The sequence below is a fragment of the Kibdelosporangium banguiense genome, assembly GCF_017876405.1.
GTDB lineage: Bacteria > Actinomycetota > Actinomycetes > Mycobacteriales > Pseudonocardiaceae > Kibdelosporangium > Kibdelosporangium banguiense.
The window spans coordinates 8,854,621-8,871,705 of record NZ_JAGINW010000001.1 but is presented as its reverse complement, the minus strand read 5'-3'; the positions used below and the strand labels follow the sequence as shown (position 1 = coordinate 8,871,705).

At 65.5% G+C, this 17,085-nt stretch carries 19 protein-coding genes and 2 tRNA genes; 10 read left to right on the top strand and 11 right to left on the bottom strand.

Annotation, left to right across the window (positions count from 1 at the left end):
- Positions 1–60 precede the first annotated feature (60 nt).
- Positions 61–654 carry a TetR/AcrR family transcriptional regulator gene (locus tag JOF56_RS40305; RefSeq protein ID WP_209644763.1) on the top strand — a complete coding sequence of 198 codons (594 nt, stop codon included), beginning with the start codon at positions 61–63 and terminating at the stop codon, positions 652–654.
- Here the strand turns inward: JOF56_RS40305 and JOF56_RS40300 are convergent.
- The 3 genes from JOF56_RS40300 to JOF56_RS40290 all read right to left on the bottom strand — a co-directional run bounded on the left by JOF56_RS40300 (position 649) and on the right by JOF56_RS40290 (position 3,280).
- Positions 649–1,743, bottom strand: coding sequence for a Gfo/Idh/MocA family protein (locus tag JOF56_RS40300; protein WP_209644761.1), 1,095 nt, complete (start codon positions 1,741–1,743; stop codon positions 649–651). The two genes, JOF56_RS40305 and JOF56_RS40300, sit on opposite strands and share 6 nt — an antisense overlap.
- Positions 1,744–1,757: 14 nt before the next feature.
- Positions 1,758–2,492, bottom strand: a complete 735-nt coding sequence (locus tag JOF56_RS40295) for a sugar phosphate isomerase/epimerase family protein (RefSeq protein WP_209644759.1) — start codon at positions 2,490–2,492, stop codon at positions 1,758–1,760.
- 110 nt (positions 2,493–2,602) lie between these two features.
- A complete protein-coding gene (locus tag JOF56_RS40290; RefSeq protein ID WP_209644757.1) occupies positions 2,603–3,280 on the bottom strand; it encodes a hypothetical protein in 678 nt (225 codons plus the stop codon).
- A 140-nt stretch (positions 3,281–3,420) separates the two neighbouring features.
- Here JOF56_RS40290 and JOF56_RS40285 point away from each other — a divergent pair, with 140 nt between their 5' ends.
- Together JOF56_RS40285 and JOF56_RS40280 are read left to right on the top strand one after the other, a co-directional pair.
- Complete coding sequence (locus JOF56_RS40285) at positions 3,421–4,743, top strand: erythromycin esterase family protein (protein WP_245378574.1); 1,323 nt, start codon at positions 3,421–3,423, stop codon at positions 4,741–4,743.
- 9 nt (positions 4,744–4,752) lie between these two features.
- Positions 4,753–5,400 (top strand): hypothetical protein, encoded by a 648-nt coding sequence (locus tag JOF56_RS40280; protein ID WP_209644756.1) that lies wholly within the window; start codon positions 4,753–4,755, stop codon positions 5,398–5,400.
- On the opposite strand, the gene JOF56_RS60865 is transcribed toward JOF56_RS40280, so the two are convergent.
- Positions 5,401–6,351 (bottom strand): LuxR C-terminal-related transcriptional regulator, encoded by a 951-nt coding sequence (locus tag JOF56_RS60865; RefSeq protein ID WP_372448298.1) that lies wholly within the window; start codon positions 6,349–6,351, stop codon positions 5,401–5,403.
- Positions 6,352–6,476: 125 nt separating this feature from the next.
- Between JOF56_RS60865 and JOF56_RS40270 the strand changes: the two genes are divergently transcribed.
- Entirely contained in the window at positions 6,477–7,595 is a 1,119-nt protein-coding gene (locus JOF56_RS40270) for an alpha/beta hydrolase family protein (protein ID WP_245378573.1), read from the top strand.
- Here the strand turns inward: JOF56_RS40270 and JOF56_RS40265 are convergent.
- Positions 7,558–8,025 (bottom strand): DUF7737 domain-containing protein, encoded by a 468-nt coding sequence (locus JOF56_RS40265; protein WP_209644754.1) that lies wholly within the window; start codon positions 8,023–8,025, stop codon positions 7,558–7,560. The genes JOF56_RS40270 and JOF56_RS40265 overlap by 38 nt on opposite strands.
- Positions 8,026–8,086: 61 nt before the next feature.
- Between JOF56_RS40265 and JOF56_RS40260 the strand changes: the two genes are divergently transcribed.
- Complete coding sequence (locus JOF56_RS40260; RefSeq protein ID WP_209644751.1) at positions 8,087–8,641, top strand: GNAT family N-acetyltransferase; 555 nt, start codon at positions 8,087–8,089, stop codon at positions 8,639–8,641.
- Here JOF56_RS40260 and JOF56_RS40255 read toward each other — a convergent pair.
- A complete protein-coding gene (locus tag JOF56_RS40255; RefSeq protein WP_245378572.1) occupies positions 8,601–9,185 on the bottom strand; it encodes a 3-keto-disaccharide hydrolase in 585 nt (194 codons plus the stop codon). The two genes, JOF56_RS40260 and JOF56_RS40255, sit on opposite strands and share 41 nt — an antisense overlap.
- A gap of 103 nt (positions 9,186–9,288) precedes the next feature.
- On the opposite strand from JOF56_RS40255, the gene JOF56_RS58555 reads away from it, so the two are divergent.
- The 3 genes from JOF56_RS58555 to msrA are packed head-to-tail and all read left to right on the top strand — an operon-like array spanning position 9,289 to position 11,731.
- Complete coding sequence (locus JOF56_RS58555) at positions 9,289–9,951, top strand: hypothetical protein (protein ID WP_245378571.1); 663 nt, start codon at positions 9,289–9,291, stop codon at positions 9,949–9,951.
- A 48-nt stretch (positions 9,952–9,999) separates the two neighbouring features.
- On the top strand, positions 10,000–11,190 hold the full coding sequence (locus JOF56_RS40245) for a sugar efflux transporter (protein ID WP_307855471.1): 1,191 nt from the start codon (positions 10,000–10,002) through the stop codon (positions 11,188–11,190).
- Between the two features lie 37 nt (positions 11,191–11,227).
- On the top strand, positions 11,228–11,731 hold the full coding sequence (gene msrA / locus JOF56_RS40240) for a peptide-methionine (S)-S-oxide reductase MsrA (RefSeq protein ID WP_209644749.1): 504 nt from the start codon (positions 11,228–11,230) through the stop codon (positions 11,729–11,731).
- A gap of 18 nt (positions 11,732–11,749) precedes the next feature.
- On the opposite strand, the gene JOF56_RS40235 is transcribed toward msrA, so the two are convergent.
- The 5 genes from JOF56_RS40235 to JOF56_RS40215 all read right to left on the bottom strand — a co-directional run bounded on the left by JOF56_RS40235 (position 11,750) and on the right by JOF56_RS40215 (position 16,356).
- Positions 11,750–12,007, bottom strand: coding sequence for a DUF6510 family protein (locus JOF56_RS40235; protein WP_209644747.1), 258 nt, complete (start codon positions 12,005–12,007; stop codon positions 11,750–11,752).
- Between the two features lie 2 nt (positions 12,008–12,009).
- Positions 12,010–12,705, bottom strand: a complete 696-nt coding sequence (locus JOF56_RS40230) for a ferredoxin reductase (RefSeq protein ID WP_209644746.1) — start codon at positions 12,703–12,705, stop codon at positions 12,010–12,012.
- Positions 12,705–13,301 (bottom strand): sulfite oxidase-like oxidoreductase, encoded by a 597-nt coding sequence (locus tag JOF56_RS40225; RefSeq protein WP_209644744.1) that lies wholly within the window; start codon positions 13,299–13,301, stop codon positions 12,705–12,707. The genes JOF56_RS40230 and JOF56_RS40225 overlap by 1 nt, the downstream gene beginning before the upstream one ends.
- A gap of 62 nt (positions 13,302–13,363) precedes the next feature.
- On the bottom strand, positions 13,364–15,169 hold the full coding sequence (locus JOF56_RS40220; protein ID WP_209644742.1) for an acyl-CoA dehydrogenase family protein: 1,806 nt from the start codon (positions 15,167–15,169) through the stop codon (positions 13,364–13,366).
- A gap of 407 nt (positions 15,170–15,576) precedes the next feature.
- Positions 15,577–16,356 (bottom strand): transposase family protein, encoded by a 780-nt coding sequence (locus JOF56_RS40215; RefSeq protein ID WP_209642021.1) that lies wholly within the window; start codon positions 16,354–16,356, stop codon positions 15,577–15,579.
- Positions 16,357–16,551: 195 nt separating this feature from the next.
- On the opposite strand from JOF56_RS40215, the gene JOF56_RS40210 reads away from it, so the two are divergent.
- Together JOF56_RS40210 and JOF56_RS40205 are read left to right on the top strand one after the other, a co-directional pair.
- Positions 16,552–16,624: transfer RNA gene (locus tag JOF56_RS40210), tRNA-Gln, on the top strand.
- Between the two features lie 94 nt (positions 16,625–16,718).
- Positions 16,719–16,777: transfer RNA gene (locus tag JOF56_RS40205), tRNA-Val, on the top strand.
- Positions 16,778–17,085: the final 308 nt, after the last annotated feature.

The following is a 17,085-nucleotide window of genomic DNA, read 5'->3' as shown; positions in this document are numbered from 1 at the left end:
AGAACGCTCAGCGTGGCTGTGTGTTTGCGGCCTGCGGCATGATGAGCCGATGGTGGTCCAGTGACAGGCGGTTATCTGAAGGGCCGGCTGCGCCGGGAGGACATCATCACTGCGGCGATCGCCGTGTACCGCGAGGCTGGGTATCACGGTTCCTCCCTTCGCGAGGTAGCCAAACGGGCGGGGATCACCCACGCGGGCCTGATCTACTACTTCCCCAGCAAGGAAGCCCTACTCGCGGCCGTGCTGGAGCGCCGCGACGCCGAGGACGCCGACCGCGAGCAGCTCAACGTCGCCGCACCAGGCCTCGACATGCTGCGTCACCTGATCGGCCTAGCGGAGTACAACGTCGCCCATCCCGGGATCGTCGACCTGTACGTACGGCTGGCGGCCGAGGCGGTCTCGCCCGGCCACCCGGCCCACGAGTACTTCGTGCGTCACTACCGGGTCGCACGCGAAGAAGTGCTCGCGTCGTTCCAGGCGCTGGCCGACACCGGCGAACTGCGCCCTGACGTGGACCCCCAGGTCGCGGCGCTGACATTCATCGCCTTGGAGGACGGCTTGCAGGCCCAGTGGCTGACCACTCCGGACGAGGTGGACCTGGTCGGATCGCTGCGGACCTACCTGCAGAGCCTGCTTACCGTCCCCTTGTCATGACGTGCTTGCGTACGGATCCCAGTCCGCGGGCAGCGCGGGCGGGACTTCGGCCGTGCTCTGAAGTTCGACAGTGTGGCCGAGGGTGATCGACTCGTCGATGGCCAGCATCGCGTCGAGCACGTGATACGCCAATTCGCCTGACGCCCGTTCCGGCACGCCTGCCTGGATCGCCCGCGCCAGTTCGAGCGCACCCGTACCGCGCTCGGCCTGATGCCCTTGTGGCACAAGCTCTTGCGGGTCGTCCTGGCCGAGCAGATGCAGTTTTGTGCCGCCGTCGAACCGATTCGGATCCGGCAGGACCGCGGTGCCCTGAGTGCCGGAGATCTCCAGGAAACCCGAACGGCGCAGTCCAGAGTCGAAGCTGAACACGACCTGCGCCGAACCGCCACGAGCGAACTCGACCAATGCCGTGACCGTCGTCGGGACCGTCACCGCGAACTCCGTTCCGGCTCGTGGGCCCGAACCGATGACACGCGTCGCACGGGCTTGCCCGCCCGCACCGGTGACCTTGCTGATCGGGCCGAGCAAATGGACGAGTCCGGTGAGGTAGTAAGGCCCCATGTCCAGCAGCGGGCCGCCCCCGTACTGGAAGAGGAACTCCGGCGCGGGGTGCCAGCTTTCTGGGCCGGGTGACTGCAACAACGCCAACGCGGTCATGGGTTCACCGATCCGGCCCGCGTCGATGGCGCGGCGTGCGGTCTGCAGCCCAGCGCCGAGGATCGTGTCGGGTGCGCAGGCGACGCGCAACTGCTTCTCTCGGGCGCGCTCCAGCAGTTTCCGGCCGGATTCCCGGTCCAGGGCCAGCGGTTTCTCCGACCAGACGTGCTTGCCCGCGTCCAGGGCGGCCAGACCGACCTCGACGTGCGCGGCCGGGATCGTCAGGTTCACCACGAGTTCGACATCGTCGTCGGCCAGCAGGTCGGCGACGTTTCCCGAACGCGGCACGCCGTGTTTCTCAGCCTGTGCCGTGGCTCGTGCGGTGTCGATATCGGACACTCGCACGACATGGACGTCGGGAAAGCCAGTGAGGTTGGTCAGGTAGGCATCGCTGATGGTTCCCGCGCCGATGAGGCCGACTCCGATACTCATCGCGCTACGCCTACTCATCGCGCTACGCCGTTCAGGTAGGCGAAGCTCGCCGCGATGCCTTCGAAGATGTCGCCGTCGTAGGCGTCGAACTCGACCACGCGCAGTGCTTCCGGTGCCGCATCGAGCACGTCGGAGACCGGGACCTGGCCTTGACCGGCCGGCACCTGACCGGTCGCGTCGGTGGCGAGGCCGCCGTCCTTGACGTGGATGGCATGGACCTTCTTGCCGAGGCGGCGCAACAGTGCGGGCGCGTCCTCGCCGCCCGCAGTGGCCCAGTACGTGTCGACTTCCAATACCAGAGCGGGATCCAGTTGGTCGGCGAAGACCTCGAACGCGGTCCGGTCGTCGATCCGGGACTGCAGCTCCCACCAATGGTTGTGGTAGCCGACCGTGACTCCGTGCTCCTGCGCGACTTTGGCCGCGATGTTCAACGCTTCGGCTGTGGCGGCGATGTCCGCGGGTTCCTGCCACTTGTCCGGTGGGACGAACGGGTCGATGACGACCTTGACTCCGCATTCGGCGGCGGCTGCGAACACCTCACGCTGGTCGACGCCGATGAGCTTGGCGTGGGCTGTCGGCGCGGTGAGGCCGTGGTCGGTGAGTCCGGAGCGCAGGATTGCCACGTTCTCCACCAGGCCGTACGGCTCGACCTGGGTGAATCCGATGGTGGCAAGGCGCTGCAGCGTGTCGTTGGGGTCGGCCGCGAACTGCTCGCGGACCGAGTACAGCTGGACGGAAAATGTGCTCACTGCGACTCCCCGGTGTCGGCTCTGACTGGGCATGTGGAAGCGCTCTCACAATTTCTACCACGTGGTAAGTTTTGACGCCAGAGCTGAACCGGGAAGCAGTACTGTTGGAGTCAGTGGATGATACGGATGTCGTGCGGGGAGCGGGGCAGAACCTCGTAGGCGGTCTCGAACTGGCCGCTGAACCCGGTCACCAGGACCCGTTGACCCAAACGGAGGCCGGCGAGGTCGATCCCGGTCTCCACGTTGACGAAGATCTGTACCTCGCCCGACCCGTCGTTGATCCAGAACTTGTAGCCGTACGGCAGGTCGCTCGTGGGCGCCTGGGTGATCTTGCCCAGCACCCGCACGAGCTTGCCTTCGGTCGACTCGCCGACGGCAGATGTGGCCACGAACTTGGGTGGCGGCTGGAACCCGGCATGCCTCAGGGCGACATCGGCTTCACTGGCCGGTACGAGGATCAGCAGACCGAAACTGTCGGCCAGTTTTCCGGTCACTCTGACCAGGCGGCCCGGCCGGACCTCAAGGTCGGCCGGCCGGCTGACGTAGATGCCGGCGTGCGCGTCCTGCAGGCCGAAACCCTTGTCGAAGAAACTGGATTCGAACGCGCCGGATGGCGTGGTCGCAGTCCCGTTGACCGTGACCACGGTGCCTAACGGGAGATTGCGTGCCTTCGCAATGGAGATCACCCTCGTCGGCGCGGCGACGGCGGCCGGTGCCGCCAGGCTTGTCGTCAGCAGGGTGAACAACGTGGCGAATACCAAAGCGCGGATGGTGCGAAGCGAGGCCATGGGAGCCTTTCTCCAGTCTCGAAGTCATCCGCCAGCCTAGTGACCGGCGCCACGCCATAGTCGTCAACTCCGGGTTGACGATCCATCGATCGTCAACCTAGGGTTGACGGTGTTCGTTGGACTGCGGAGGAGATTCCCGGATGACCACGAGTGACCCGAACATCGATCAGGCCGTCACGGAATGGCTCCGCGACAACACAAATCGGCTGCGCACCCTCGACCCCGCCGATGAGGACTTCAGCGACCTGGAACCGCTGCGGGAGATCGTCGGCGACGCCCGGGTCGTGTCCATCGGCGAGAGCACCCATCGTGTGCACGAGTTCTACCAACTCCGGCACCGGGTGGTCCGGTTCCTGGTCACTCAGCTCGGGTTCGGCGGTTTTGTGATGGAATCCGGCTTTGCCGAAGGCTTTGCCGTCAACGACTGGGTGCTCGGTGGCGCCGGAGATCTCACCGCGCTGCTGCACGACGGGATCACCTACCGCATGGGCAGGTGCGCGGAAATGCGCGAACAGCTCGAATGGATGCGGGCGTACAACGCCTCCCATGATCGCAAGGTCCGGTTCTACGGGATGGATGTGCCCGACTCCAGCGCGAGTGCGTTGCCCGCGGTCAAGGTGGTTCTGTCCCTTCTGGACGATGTGGACACCGCCTACGCGCAGGTGGTCCGCACGTCATTGCTGCCTCTGTTCGACTATCTTCCCGCTGACCGGTCTGGCCGTGCGTGGGCGGCACCCGCTCTGCAGGCCTATATGGCTTTGGAACCGGCCGTGCGTTTTGAACTCACCGCACGGATAGGCGCAATGGTCGAGCGGCTGCAGGCAATGCGTGTTGTCTACTCCGAACTCGCGGACGCCGATCGCGTTGATCGCGTCTATCGGTGTGCGGCCACTGCACGGCATATGGACGCGTTCCTCTCAGCCATGGCAGACGGCGCAACCAGGACCTATCAGGGCGCGAACATCCGCGACGCGGCGATGGCCGAGAACATCGAGTGGATCCTGCAGCGTGAGGACCGGATCATCGTCGGCGCGGCCAACGGACACATCCAGCGATGGCCGTTCTGGGCGCCGCCGATCGTCAACGACAAACTCACCATGGTCGGGCAACACCTCGCCGCGTCCCTCGGTGACCAGATGGTGGTCATAGCCACTTGTTTCGGCGGCGGCACACTGTGGCTGCATCGGCCCATCCCAGGCGGCGCTCCAGGGCACACCGAAGTGTTCGTCGAGGATGTCGCCGCCTTACCCGATGACACACTCGACGCCCTGATGTCGGGCGCAGGAGTCCCGCTGCACCTGCTCGACCTGCGCCAGGTCCCCAGCACCGTCGCAGACCGGTTCACCAAGACCACCTCGATCATGAACGGCGGACAACCACAGCCCATCGACCCCAGAGCCGCGTTCGACGCCGTCGTGTTCATCGACTCGATCACGCCCTGGCACGCGTTCCCCACCGCGTAGCCTTACGGCGTGAAAGACCAGGCGTGGCTGGATCTCCTGGCCACAGACCGGATCGCCGCGATGCGCGAATTCCTCCTCACGTGGTACCCCGGCCCGCCACCCGAAGCGGCCCGGATGCCCGGCGTGCCGGCCGCGTTGGCGGAGTTGTACGCCATAGCTGCCGGCCGCCCGCAAGTGCTGGGGGAACAGAACAGCATCTACCCACCTGATCGGCTACGAACCGATCCGCACGAGGGATTGCTGGTGTTCGCCGCGGAGAACCAGGGGAACCTCTCGTGGATGATCGACCCGGCCGAGGACGACCCAGCCGTGTGGGTGGTCAGCGACGGCGTCGCCCCGGTGGCCGAGCGGGAGTCGCTCAGCGGATTCCTGATCCAGTTCTGCCTGCTGGAGGCCATCATGTCGGCGGCTGCACAGGCTTTCTGCTGGTCCGCTTCGGCAGCTTTGGCGGACCAGGTGATCACGCCGCTGCGGGAGGTACCGCTGGAACCCTGGCAGTGGCCCGGCGATCCGACCCGCTTCTACGTCACGTCTGACCTGGTGGTGTCCACATCCCACAACGGGCCTGACGATGTCGGCATCCTCGCCGGTGCTCGCTCACCCGACGCCTTGTCCTCATTGGCCGCCACCGACGTGCGCTGGGATCACGGATTCTGATCAGGTCACACCGGCTTCGTAGGCCAGGATGGCGGCCTGGACCCGGTTACGGGCCCGCAGTTTGTCCAGTATGGAGCTGACGTGGGCTTTCACTGTTCCCTCGACGATGTACAAGGTGCGGGCGATCTCGGCGTTGGAGTGGCCGGCACCGAGCAGTGCGAGGACGTCGCGTTCGCGTTCGGTCAGTGTCTCGACCCGTTGCCGTGCTTGAGCTGCTGAGATACCTGCGTCGCGGTAGTTTCGGACGACGCGGTGGGCGGCCTGGCTCACTATGGGCGACCATATAGGGACTTCACCCGTGAGACGCACCCGCAAGCCGGCCGCGGTGGCCCGCCTGACAAGTACGTCGATGCTTTCGTCCGCCGGACGCAGCGCGGCCGCTGCGTCCGCACTGCCGAGAACTTGAACGATCTCATGTAACCGTTGGGTGGCCCGGACAGCGCCCGCCCGCACGTCACTTGCGGCTTGGCGTTGCTTGTCATTGAGGCCGGCCGTGAGCTCCAGCGCGCCGCTGTGCAGCGCGATCAGCGCAAGCTCATGGCCGAGCGAGTCGTGCATGTCCTGCGCGATCCGGGCCCGCTCATGCAGCCGGGCCTCCTCGGCGGCGGCACCGCGTTCGCGTTCACGCTGCTCGGCGCTCAAACGTTGGTAACGGCCGGCCCACCATGGCAGCACCGAGGCGGCGAACTCGACGAACACCACTGAAAGCCAAGGCGAGAGCGGGTCGGGCGAGCGCCAGAACCCCAGCACGAGGCCGGTGACTGTCACGGCGGCGAACACCCACAGCGCCAACGAAAGCGACGCCATCCGCAGGCCTGCCAGATAGGCCAGCACGGCCATCGGCACTGCCAGCCAGCCTTCGCCGTCGAACGTCAGCGCGACCACCAGGGACAGTCCGGCCGACAGCAGTAGTAGCGGCACCCAGATCAGGTCTACCGGCCGGTTTCGCACCCGGCCCACGATACAAACCCGGACGGTTGCCGTGCCCCTGACGAAAGTCAGGGTGACGAAGGACAGATGCCCCGGCACAGCCCGGGTTCCTAGCCTTGGCGACCGACCCGACAAGGAGATCGAGAATGAAACGCAAGTTCATGGCGGTGATCGTCGGTTTGATGACGGCCACAGTGCTCGTCGCGCCGGCCGACGCCTCACCACGCGAGCTGGTGCTGCCCGCGCCGACCGGACAGCACCCGATCGGCTGGACCCAGCTGCATCTTGTCGACGAGGGTCGGACAGATCCGTGGGTACCTACCGGTCCGCGGGAGCTCATGGTCTCGATGTGGTACCCGGCCGCGGCGGCGCACGGTGATCGCGTGCCGTACGCCACCGCCGAGGAGTCCCGGCTGCTGTTGAACCTGTACGGATTTACCGATGTCCCTTCGGATGCGCTGACCAAGGTCCGTACCCACGCGCGTGCCGACGCGCCGCCGTTGCGCGCACCTCACCGGTTGCCCCTGGTCGTTCTGTCGCCCGGCTTGGCTTTCCCACGCTGGACGTTGACGACACTGGCCGAGGACCTGGCCAGCCGTGGGTACGTCGTGGCCGGCATCGACCACACCTACGAAGGGGCGGCGGTCACGTTCCCTGACGGGCGTGTAGCCGCGTGTGTGGTGTGCAACGGAGGAGCGAGCGGCGCGGCAATCATCGCCAGCCGAGCCCTGGACATCTCGTTCGTGCTGGACCGCGTGCTCGCCTGGTATCCGAACCTGATCGACACCAACCGAATCGCTGCCGTAGGCCACTCGATAGGCGGGGCGGCCGCCGCCGCGACAATGCTCGCGGACTCGCGCGTGGACGCTGGGATCAACCTGGACGGCTCCTTCCAACCGGCACTCACCCAGGACCTCACACGACCGTTTCTCCTGATGAGCGCCGAAGACCGAAGCCCGGGACACCGCCCTGACTGGGACAGGACCTGGCCGCACCTCACCGGCTGGCGACGCTGGCTGCATGTGCCGGACATGCAACACGCCTCAGTCAGCGACGCCGCGGTTGTCGTCGAATGGCTAGGCAGGCCGCCTCAGCCACTGCCAGGCACACGAGTCGTTGAGATCGTCCGTACTTATGTGGCCGCGTTTGTTGACCTGCATCTACGGCACCGCCCCCAACCCTTGCTCGACGGCCCATCGCCACGCTTCCCGGAGGTGCAACAAGTGATCACCGGGGGAGCTGGCTCAGGATCGTCTGGTCGGTGATCTTGTGGTCCGCGGCGAGCAGCACGATCTTGGCGAGGATCACGCTGAGGACGTCGTCTCCGTCGAACGGCAGCATGACCTTCTTGCCCTTGCCTCTGCTGGGAACGATGCACAGGTAGCGGTTGCCCGGCTCGATGAGGATGTTCGCCGAACCCAGGTGGATCTTGTAGCTGGCGAGTCTGCCGCGTACCAGGACGTGCCGGTCGGCCAGTTCCACCTGGCCGGCGACGGCCATCTTGGGCAGGATTCTGGCCAGTACGTCCCGGCGGACCTGGGCGCGGGCGGTCAGCTCCCCGAAGGAGACCTTGTGCCAGTAGCCCAGGTGCGGGTCGTCGCCGCGGTCCGCCCAGTTCGGATCCAGCGCGATGGAGGCGACGCCGACGAACAGGTCCACGTCCCGCATCGCCTCGCTGAACACCAGAGGCGGCACGTGGCTTTCGATGTAACCAGAACTGTTTGTGAACGCCGCAGTTATGGGAAGATCAAGTTCCATGACGAGTTTGTCCGCTGATGTCATCGAGTCGGATCGGCTGGTCCTGCGCAAGATGCGGGACACCGACCGCGAAGGGCTTATCGAGGTATTCACCGATCCCGAGGTCAGGGCCTACCTCGGCGGGCCTCGACCTCGCTCGGCCGTTGAACAGTTCCTCGACCAGTTCGGCGCGGCCGCATTGCCGGGCGGCTACATCATCGCCGACAAACAGACTGACGAGTTCGTCGGCATGCTGGGGTTCAGCCCTCGCGCGGCCGACCTCCCCGGGCATGTCGATCCCAAGGGGGAGGAACTGGAGCTCTCCTATGTGTTGCGGCGCAACGCCTGGGGCAGTGGACTCGCATTCGAGGCCTCGACAGCCATATTGCGTGCAGCAGCGGAAGAGTTGCCCGACCAGCCGGTCCTGGTCACGACCCAGACGGCCAACCACCGCGCCCGGAAACTGGCCGGCCGGCTGGGTTTCGAAGAGGTGTCCACTTTTCAGGCGTATGAGGCGGAGCAGACGCTCGCCGTTACCTCACTGCATTCGTTCCGGGGGCCGGATCCGGGGTGATCTGGATGTTGCGGAAGGAGACTTGGTCTTCTGAGCTGTGGTTTTGCAGGCCGATGTGGCCGGCCAGGCTCCGGGACGGATCTGTGCCGGTGAATTCGTTGATCTTTGTGCCGTTGAGGGTCACCCGGAGGTGTTCGCCGGTCACCTTTATCGAGAATGTGTTCCACTCACCGGGAGGGTGCAGCGCCTTGTCCCGGGCCGGGATGTCGGCGGACTGGAAACCGTAGACGGCGCCGGTGGTCTTCGCGGGTTCGTCGGTGGCGTCGATCTGGATCTCGTAGCCGTGGTCCACCGCTGAGATCGGGTCGTCGCTCGGCGGGAAGCCCAGGAATATTCCAGAGTTGTCGTCGCCGGTCAGGCGCCAGTCGAGGGTCAGGGTGTAGGAGTCGTACGCCGCCGCCGAATACCAGTACAGGCCCATTCCCCCGTGGGAGGTGAGTACGCCGTTTTCGCTGATGAATCCTCCTGGGCCGGCTTGTCGCCAGCCGTTGTCGGTGCTGCAGGCTGTCAACAGCACTGCGCTGAGACACACCAGGAATCGCATCCTTGGTTTGTACCGGGATATACGCGGCGTACGTGTGAATCTTGTTCGCAGTTCTGTCGTCCGATAGGTTCGCTGGCTCAGAGGGACAACCAGGGACAGCTGAATGCGACGCAAGGTGGCCGTGGCGGGCGGGGTGGTTCTCGCTCTTGTTCTCGTGGCGATCCTGATCTTCTCCGGTGACCGGGAACGCCAGCCGGTCAGTCTTTCGGTCCCGATTCCATCAGCCGAAGAACCCACTTTCACCCCTTCCCGGCCGTTGACGATGGTGACGATCATTCCGCCTGCGGCGCCGATCACCACAACACCGACATCGTCGACGAAACCCACAACACCACCGACACGTGCTGAACAACAAGCGCCTGTTCCCAACGCTCAGGGGCGTATCAACTACTACGGCGCTCGCACCAACGAGCCGCGCGGGAGCCGCGCCATCGCGTACCCGAATGTCCTGCATGGCCAGGCGGGCGGTACAGGCACGTTCGATGACCCGTTGACCTTCGCCGCCGGTGAGGACAAGTACAAGCCCGGCACGAAAATCTATGTGCCGGAGGTGAAGCGGTACTTCATTCTCGAGGATCTCTGCCCGCAGTGTTCGGGCGCGTCGGTCAACTTATGGGCCGGACCGGCCAATGATCAGGGCCTGGTCGACTGCACCAAGTCCCTGGCCCGCCAAGGTGACCGGCCGTACGTGGTGAACCCGCCCGCCGGCCTGCCGGTCACCGCCGGTGATCTTTACCAGTCGGGCCGTTGCTACCAGCTCACATGATGAGAAAACGATTTCAGGCGGTCCCGGCCATCCGGTGAGGATGATCGGGTGACTGTTGCGAGCGAGACCCGCTCCCCGTTGAGTCTGAAGTCCCTCCTCCCGTTGGCGTCGGCGAGTGTCGCGGTCGGCCTTGCCATGGCGTTGGCCATGCCGTTCATGGCGCTGTTCCTCACCACGGAAGTCGGCGCGAGCCCGGTGGCCCTGGGGACGTTCCTGCTGATCTCGCCATTGGCCGGCCTGGTGGCGAGCACGGTGCTCGGACGGGTGTCCGACAGCCGCGCGGTGCGGCGGAACCTGCTTGTGGTGGGTGGTGCTGCGGGCGCTGGGGGTTCCGCACTCTTCGCCGTGCTGCGGAACTACTGGATACTGCTGGCGGTTTCGGTCACGCTGCTGGCGGTGGCCTCGTCGCTGTTGTCGCAGGTGTTCGCATATGCGCGGCAGGCGACGGAACGCAGCAGCTCAACGCGGGCGCCGCTGGTGATCAGCGGCTTCCGGACGTTGCTGTCGCTCGCCTGGGTCGGCGGACCTCCGCTGGCCGCGCTGCTGATGGCCAAGACCGGGTATGTCGGGCTCTACCTGGCGAGTGCGGGGTTCTACGGCCTGGTCGCGGTGGTGACCATGCGGTTGCCGGAGCTCGGCAGCGCGACGACTGGCCAGGCTGACAGCGACAGGGGGATGCTCCGGCCGCAGGTGGTGCTGGCCGTGGCGGCGTTCGTCCTGCTACAGGGCTCGGTGACGCTGAGTGTGAACGCCGTGCCGTTGCTCGTCACGGACGTCCTGCATGGCACCGCCGGTGATGCCGGGCTGATCCTGGGCTTGTGCGCGGCCTTGGAGATCCCGCTGATCCTCGGATTCGGCATGCTCGCGGTCAGGATCGAGCAGCACCGGATCGTGTGCTTCGGCGCCGTCGTCGCGCTTGCCTACCACGTTGTGATGTTCACGACCTCCAGCACGGCGCAGGTCGCGGTCGCGCAGGTGCTCAACGCCATCGTCATCTCGGCGATCATGGGTGTGGGCATCTCGTACTTCCAGGCCCTCGCGCCGGACCGGCCGGGCCTCACCACCACCTTGTACACCAACACGATCACCGTCGGCGTGATGGTCTCCGGCCCGCTGCTCGGGCTCGCGCAGGAGATCGGCTACCGGACGGCGTACCTGATGTGCCTGGCGATGTCGGCGCTTGGCCTCATACTGCTCGTGACGGCCGGGATGACTGCGCGGCGCGAAAGCGTTAGGTGAAGCGGGCACCCATCAAGCAACAGAGCGGAGCGAGAAAATGGCCACAGCGACCGAGAAGGCGATCCTTGCCGGTGGCTGCTTCTGGGGCATGCAGGACCTGTTCCGCCGCCACCCGGGCGTGATCTCCACACGAGTGGGTTACACGGGCGGCGACGTCCCCAACGCGACCTACCGCAACCACGGCACGCACGCCGAGGGGATCGAGATCGTCTTCGACCCGGCCCAGCTGTCCTACCGGCAGATCCTGGAGTTCTTCTTCCAGATCCACGACCCGACCACACGCAACCGCCAGGGCAACGACATCGGCATGAGCTACCGGTCGGCGATCTACTACGAGAGCGACGAGCAGAAGAAGGTCGCCGAGAGCACGATCGCGGACGTGGACGCCTCCGGCAAGTGGCCAGGAAAGGTCGTCACCGAGGTCACCCAGGCCGGCGACTTCTGGGAGGCCGAGCCGGAGCACCAGGACTACCTGGAGCGGTACCCGAACGGGTACACCTGTCACTACATCAGGCCGGAGTGGCAGCTGGGCGCGAAGTAGCGATCGCGGCCACGCCGATCACGTGATCGGTATCCGCACCGACCGGGAGCCACGCAGGTCCAGCCAGATCTCGGTCGGTGTCCGCACCACACGTGCGGTGACCTCCTCGCAGCCTGGGCAGCGCGCGACCACACCCGGCCCGCGGTCGTAGACGTGCAGGTCGGCGAACCGGCCGGACCGGCCACAGCCGTCACACGTCATGACCAGCACCGACGCGTCGATACCGAGTGCCTCGGCGAACAATCCGGCAGCCGCGTTGCCGTCGACGTAATCCATGGTCAGCCTCCGCTGGGACCGAATCGTTCAGTTCGGATGGTGTCCGGGTCGCTGCCCTGATCGAGCAGCAGCTTGGTCACCGCTTCCACGAAACCCGTCGGGCCGCAGACATAAGTCCGCCCGGCCGGGCTCGAGGGCAGGTCTTGCGGGCCGATCCGGCCGGCCGGTCTGCCATCGCCGCTCTCCTCGCGGGTGTACACCACCGAGTGGTTGAGCCCATGCCGCGAGAGTTCGTCGAGGTAGCAGGCGTCGGCGCGGGTGCGGACCGAGTACACGAGGTCGAAATCCACTGGACGGCCCGCACGGATCATGGCCATCAACGGCACCACGCCCGAGCCACCGGCGACCAGCAGGACAGGGGAGACGTCCCCAGGCTGCCAGGTGAACCAGCCGCCGATCGGCCCGCGTAGCTCGATCTCGTCCCCGATCAGCAGATCCTCCACCAGGAACGTGGAGACCTCACCGCCTTCGACAAGCTGGACCATGATCTCGACCCGGGTCGCCTCGGCGGGTGCGGCGATCGAGTAGCTGCGCTGTGTGCTGTAGCCGTCCGGGGCGGTCAACCGGATGTCCACGTGCTGGCCGGGGATGTGACCGCCCCAGCCCGGCACATCGAACACGATGGTCCGGGCGGTCGCGGTCTCCGCACGGATCCCGGTGACCGTGCCGACCAGCCACGGCAGACGTCGGATCACCATCAGTCGCCCACGTACCGCTGTTCACGCCAGGGGTCGCCGTACTCGTGGTACCCCAGGCTTTCCCAGAACCCCGGCAGATCGTCGTCCCGCAACTGGATGCCCCGCACCCACTTCGCGGACTTCCACAGGTACAGGTGCGGCACCAGCAACCGGATCGGGCCGCCGTGCTCGCTCGTCAGGTCCTCGCCCTCGTACTTGTGCACCAGCCACGCCTTGCCGTCGAGCAGATCCTCCAACGGCAGGTTCGTCGTGTAGCCGCCATACGAGCGGACGAACGCGTAGTCCGCGCCACTGTCGACCGACTCGAACAAGGTGTCCAGCGAGACGCCTTCCCAGCTTGTGCGTAGCTTGGACCACTTGGTCACACAGTGGATGTCCACTGTCGGCCGTTCGCTCGGCAGGCGCTGCAGGTCATGCCAGGTCCACGAGTAGTCCGTGCCGATCTCGTTGGTGATGGTGAACTGCCAGGTGTCCAGGTCGACCCGCGGCGTCGGACCGGCGGACAGGACGGGAAAGTCGTGCGTCAGATACTGGCCGGGCGGCAGATCGGCGGACTGCTCCCGTCTGCCCTGGAAACCCCGGGTCACCCTGCTCATCGGACCTCCTGAAATGGCGTCGCCGCGCAATTCTCGCAGTCATGAGCCCCGGGCACACCTTGTCAGGGCAGGTATTGCTCCGGGATGGCGAAGGCGTTGACCAGGGTGGTGGCGTGCGGGCGCAGTTGCTTGCCGAGCGTGTTGACCTCGACGACCACCTTCTTGGCCCGGGCGGGGGAGAGCCTGCCGTGTTCCAGGAACCACGCCCGGTCCGCCTCCACTGTGCTCAGGACGTAGAGGTCGCAGACCTGTTCGAGGAGATCCTTGTCTGGGCTCCGGTCGATGCCGTTGACGAACGCATCAAGGACAAGCCGGTCAATGTGGACGCGGCCGGCCCGCAACACGTGATCCTGGGCATCGTTGAAAACGTCGAACGGGTCGGCGGAAGCAGACGCCGCGGCACGCAGCCGACGAGCCAGACCGGCAAGCACGTGTTCTTCGCGGTCCTGGAACAGTTGCCGGTGCCACGAGCGGTCACGCAGATCACTGCTCTCGACGAGCTGCCGGGCGGGCAGACGCTCGAGCACGGCACCCATCAGCTGCTCGGCGACCAGGCGGGCGGTGGCGAGCGGGCTCAGATCGGCGAAGTTGTCCCGGTAGTCGGTGAGCAGTCCTTTGGCGACAAGTTGCAGCAGGACGGTGTTGTCGCCTTCGAACGTGGTGAAGACATCGGTGTCGGCTTTCAGGCCGGGCAGGATGTTCTCGGCCAGATAGCCCGATCCGCCGCAGGCTTCACGGGCTGTCTGGATCGTGCTTGTGGCGTGCCAGGTCGCAACCGCCTTGATGCCCGCGGCGCGTGATTCGAGCTGACGCTGAGCCCGCTCGTCGGGAACCTGTGCACTTTGGACCTCGTGCAGCATGCCGACAAGTTCTTCCTGGGCGAAGTGCAACGCGTACGTGGTCGCCAGTGCGGGCAGCAGCTTTCGTTGGTGGGCAAGGTAATCGAGCAGCACGACCTCTTCGTCACCGCCTGGCCGCCGGAACTGGCGTCGTGTCTCGGCGCGCCTGACAGCGATAGTGAGCGCCCGTTGTGTCGCGCTTCCCGCACCACCCGCCACGCTGATCCGGCCACGCACGAGGGTGCCCAGCATCGTGAAGAACCGGCGGCTGTCGCTCTCGATCGGGCTGGAGTACGTGCCGTCTTCAGCGACGTCGCCGTACCGGTTGAGCAGGTTCTCCCGCGGAACCCTGACCTGGTCGAACCACAGCCGGCCGTTGTCCACCCCATTGAGGCCCGCCTTCGGCCCGCAGTCCTCGATCCGCACACCAGCCATCGGCCGCCCCTGCCCATCCCGGATCGGGACAAGGAACGCGTGCACGCCGTAATCCCGGCCACCGGTGATCAGCTGCGCGAACACCACAGCCATCCGGCCGTCACGGGCAGCGTTGCCGATGTAGTCCTTACGTGCACTCAGATCGGGAGTGTCCACAATGAAGTGGCCGTTGTCGTAGGTCGCGGTCGTGCGCAGATGCTGCACATCCGATCCGTGCCCCGTCTCGGTCATCGCGAAGCACCCAGGCAGCTCCAGCGACACAATGTCCGGCAGATACCTCTCGTGGTGACGCCCGGTCCCCAGCATCTGCACGGCACCACCGAACAGACCCCACTGAACCCCGGCCTTGACCATCAGGGAGAGATCGCCGTACCCCAGCATCTGAAACGAGATGACAGAACCACCGACATCGTCGCTGACCTCGGAATATCCAGCCTCGGCCAGCTCATGCAACTGCTGCTGGACCTGCGCCCGGTGGCTCTCGATGTCCAGCCCGACCGGATCGGCCGGCTTCGTGGCGGCCATCCGCCCCCGCAAACGCTGCTTCAACCCGGCCCACCGGCCATCAAGGACAGTGGTGAGTACATCGGTCATGCCCGCCAGATACCCCGCTGCCGGCTCAGTCACACCTGTGCCGGGCCACGCGTCGCCACAATTCCGCGAAAACAGGATTGACGATTGCCTGCGGGGTCGGTCATGATGAATTCACACAAACGAGCCGAGGGGACATCATGGTGATCCAGCAGCAGGTGCAGGGCCGTTATTCGGCCGTCGCCGCCGCGGGTCAGCGTGTCCGCGGGCAGGTCCAGCGTTATCGCTGCTCTGGCTCTCCGCCGTGACTTCTGGGTCATGACTGTGGGAGCCGCCAGCCGGGAGTCCGGTGAGGCGGTTTTTTTGTTTTCCATGTTTTGTTTTCGCGCGATTTTTCCAAGAATGGTGGAGATGGGCTGCGGAGCCCGACCCGGCTGTAAACCGGGCGTCCTTGTGACAGTGAGCCTTTTTCATCCTGCGGTGACCTCGTAGTTCTGTAGGACGTGGATGGCCTTGGCGAGTCGGCCGATGCGATGCGGGCTGACACGGACTTTGTGCAGGATGCGCCAGTACTTGAGCTGGGCGTTGGCGCGTTCGCCGGGGCCGCGCAGCCGAGCGTGAGCGCGGTTGGCATCCTTCTGCGACTCGGGTTTGTTCTTGCCCTTGTACGGGGTGATCACCTGTTGGCTGGTCTCGTCGTAGCCGTGGTAGCCCTTGTCACCCAACGCGATCAGCCCCGCATCGCGCAGCGCGGCGAGGATGTTCCAGATCCGGGCGGCCGCGGTGTCGTGCGTGCTGCCCGGCAACTCGCCGGACACCCACAGGATCGTCCCATCCGGAGACGCGATCACCTGCAAGTTCACCCCATGGCGCTTGTGCTTGCCGGAGTAGAACGGCCGGTCGACGGCGATCCGGTCGATCGGGATCAGCGTGCCGTCGATGATCACGTACGCCATCTTCTCGCGTTTGGCCTTCCGCAACGCCGCCCGGAGCTTGGGCGCCCGAGCAGCCAGCAACTCGACGGTTTCGTTGACATACCGCCAGCAGGTCGCGGTGGAGATGTCGAACCCGGCGCCGACCTGCGCGAACGGTTCACCCTTACGCAGATACACCAGCACCGACAGCGCCTGCTGGCCTGGGTTGAGCTTGCGCCACGCCGAGCCCAGCTCTCGGCGGTGAGCGCGGATGAGATCGGACACGAAGGTCAGGGTCTGACGTGACAACGGCAGCGCGGCACGGTAAAACAGCATCTGAAGCCCTTGGTTGTACGGACATGGATCTTGGTCGATTGCTGTCCTACCAAGGGCTTCGTCACGTCCGCGGTAACGACACGCCGATGAACATCACCTTGTCACCTCGGATCCCTTACCCACCAACATATCCACACCAGGATGAAAAGCGCTCAGTGATGGTTCGACTCCATCCTCCACCACGGTTTTTCTCTTTGCTCGTTGGTCCAGGTGGCATGGACACCGGATTCTGACTCCGGAGACCGAGGTTCGAACCCTCGACGAGCAGCGCACCACCCGGGGAGACGCGCCGGAGCGCAGGTGATCCTTGCAAGATCGCCGGGAAGGGCTCGACACCCTTGTCTTCCACAACACCCGTCCTGTAGCTCAGTCGGTAGAGCGTCCGCCCGACGCGCGGAAGGTCCCAGGTTCGAACCCTGGGTGTGTCACGAACGTGGAAGGAGCTTGGATGTAGGCAGAGTTCCCGAAGCGATGCCACGTGGAAGATGAAGGTTGTGGCCCTTCGGAGCCGCCCTGCGGGGGGAGGCTTCAAACCGCCTCATGCTGCGTTAGCTGAAGACTGTCGTGGTGAGCGATGAGGAAAAGGCATCAGATAGGTGTCAGGTAGGGATCAGGAAGACGAGCGCAAGCGAATCGCTGCTGACGTGTCGAAATCGAATCAGTTGACATCAAAACCGGGGTGTCCAGGAAATCCCGGGATGAGCCTGGCGGGTGCCCGTCGACTGGCCA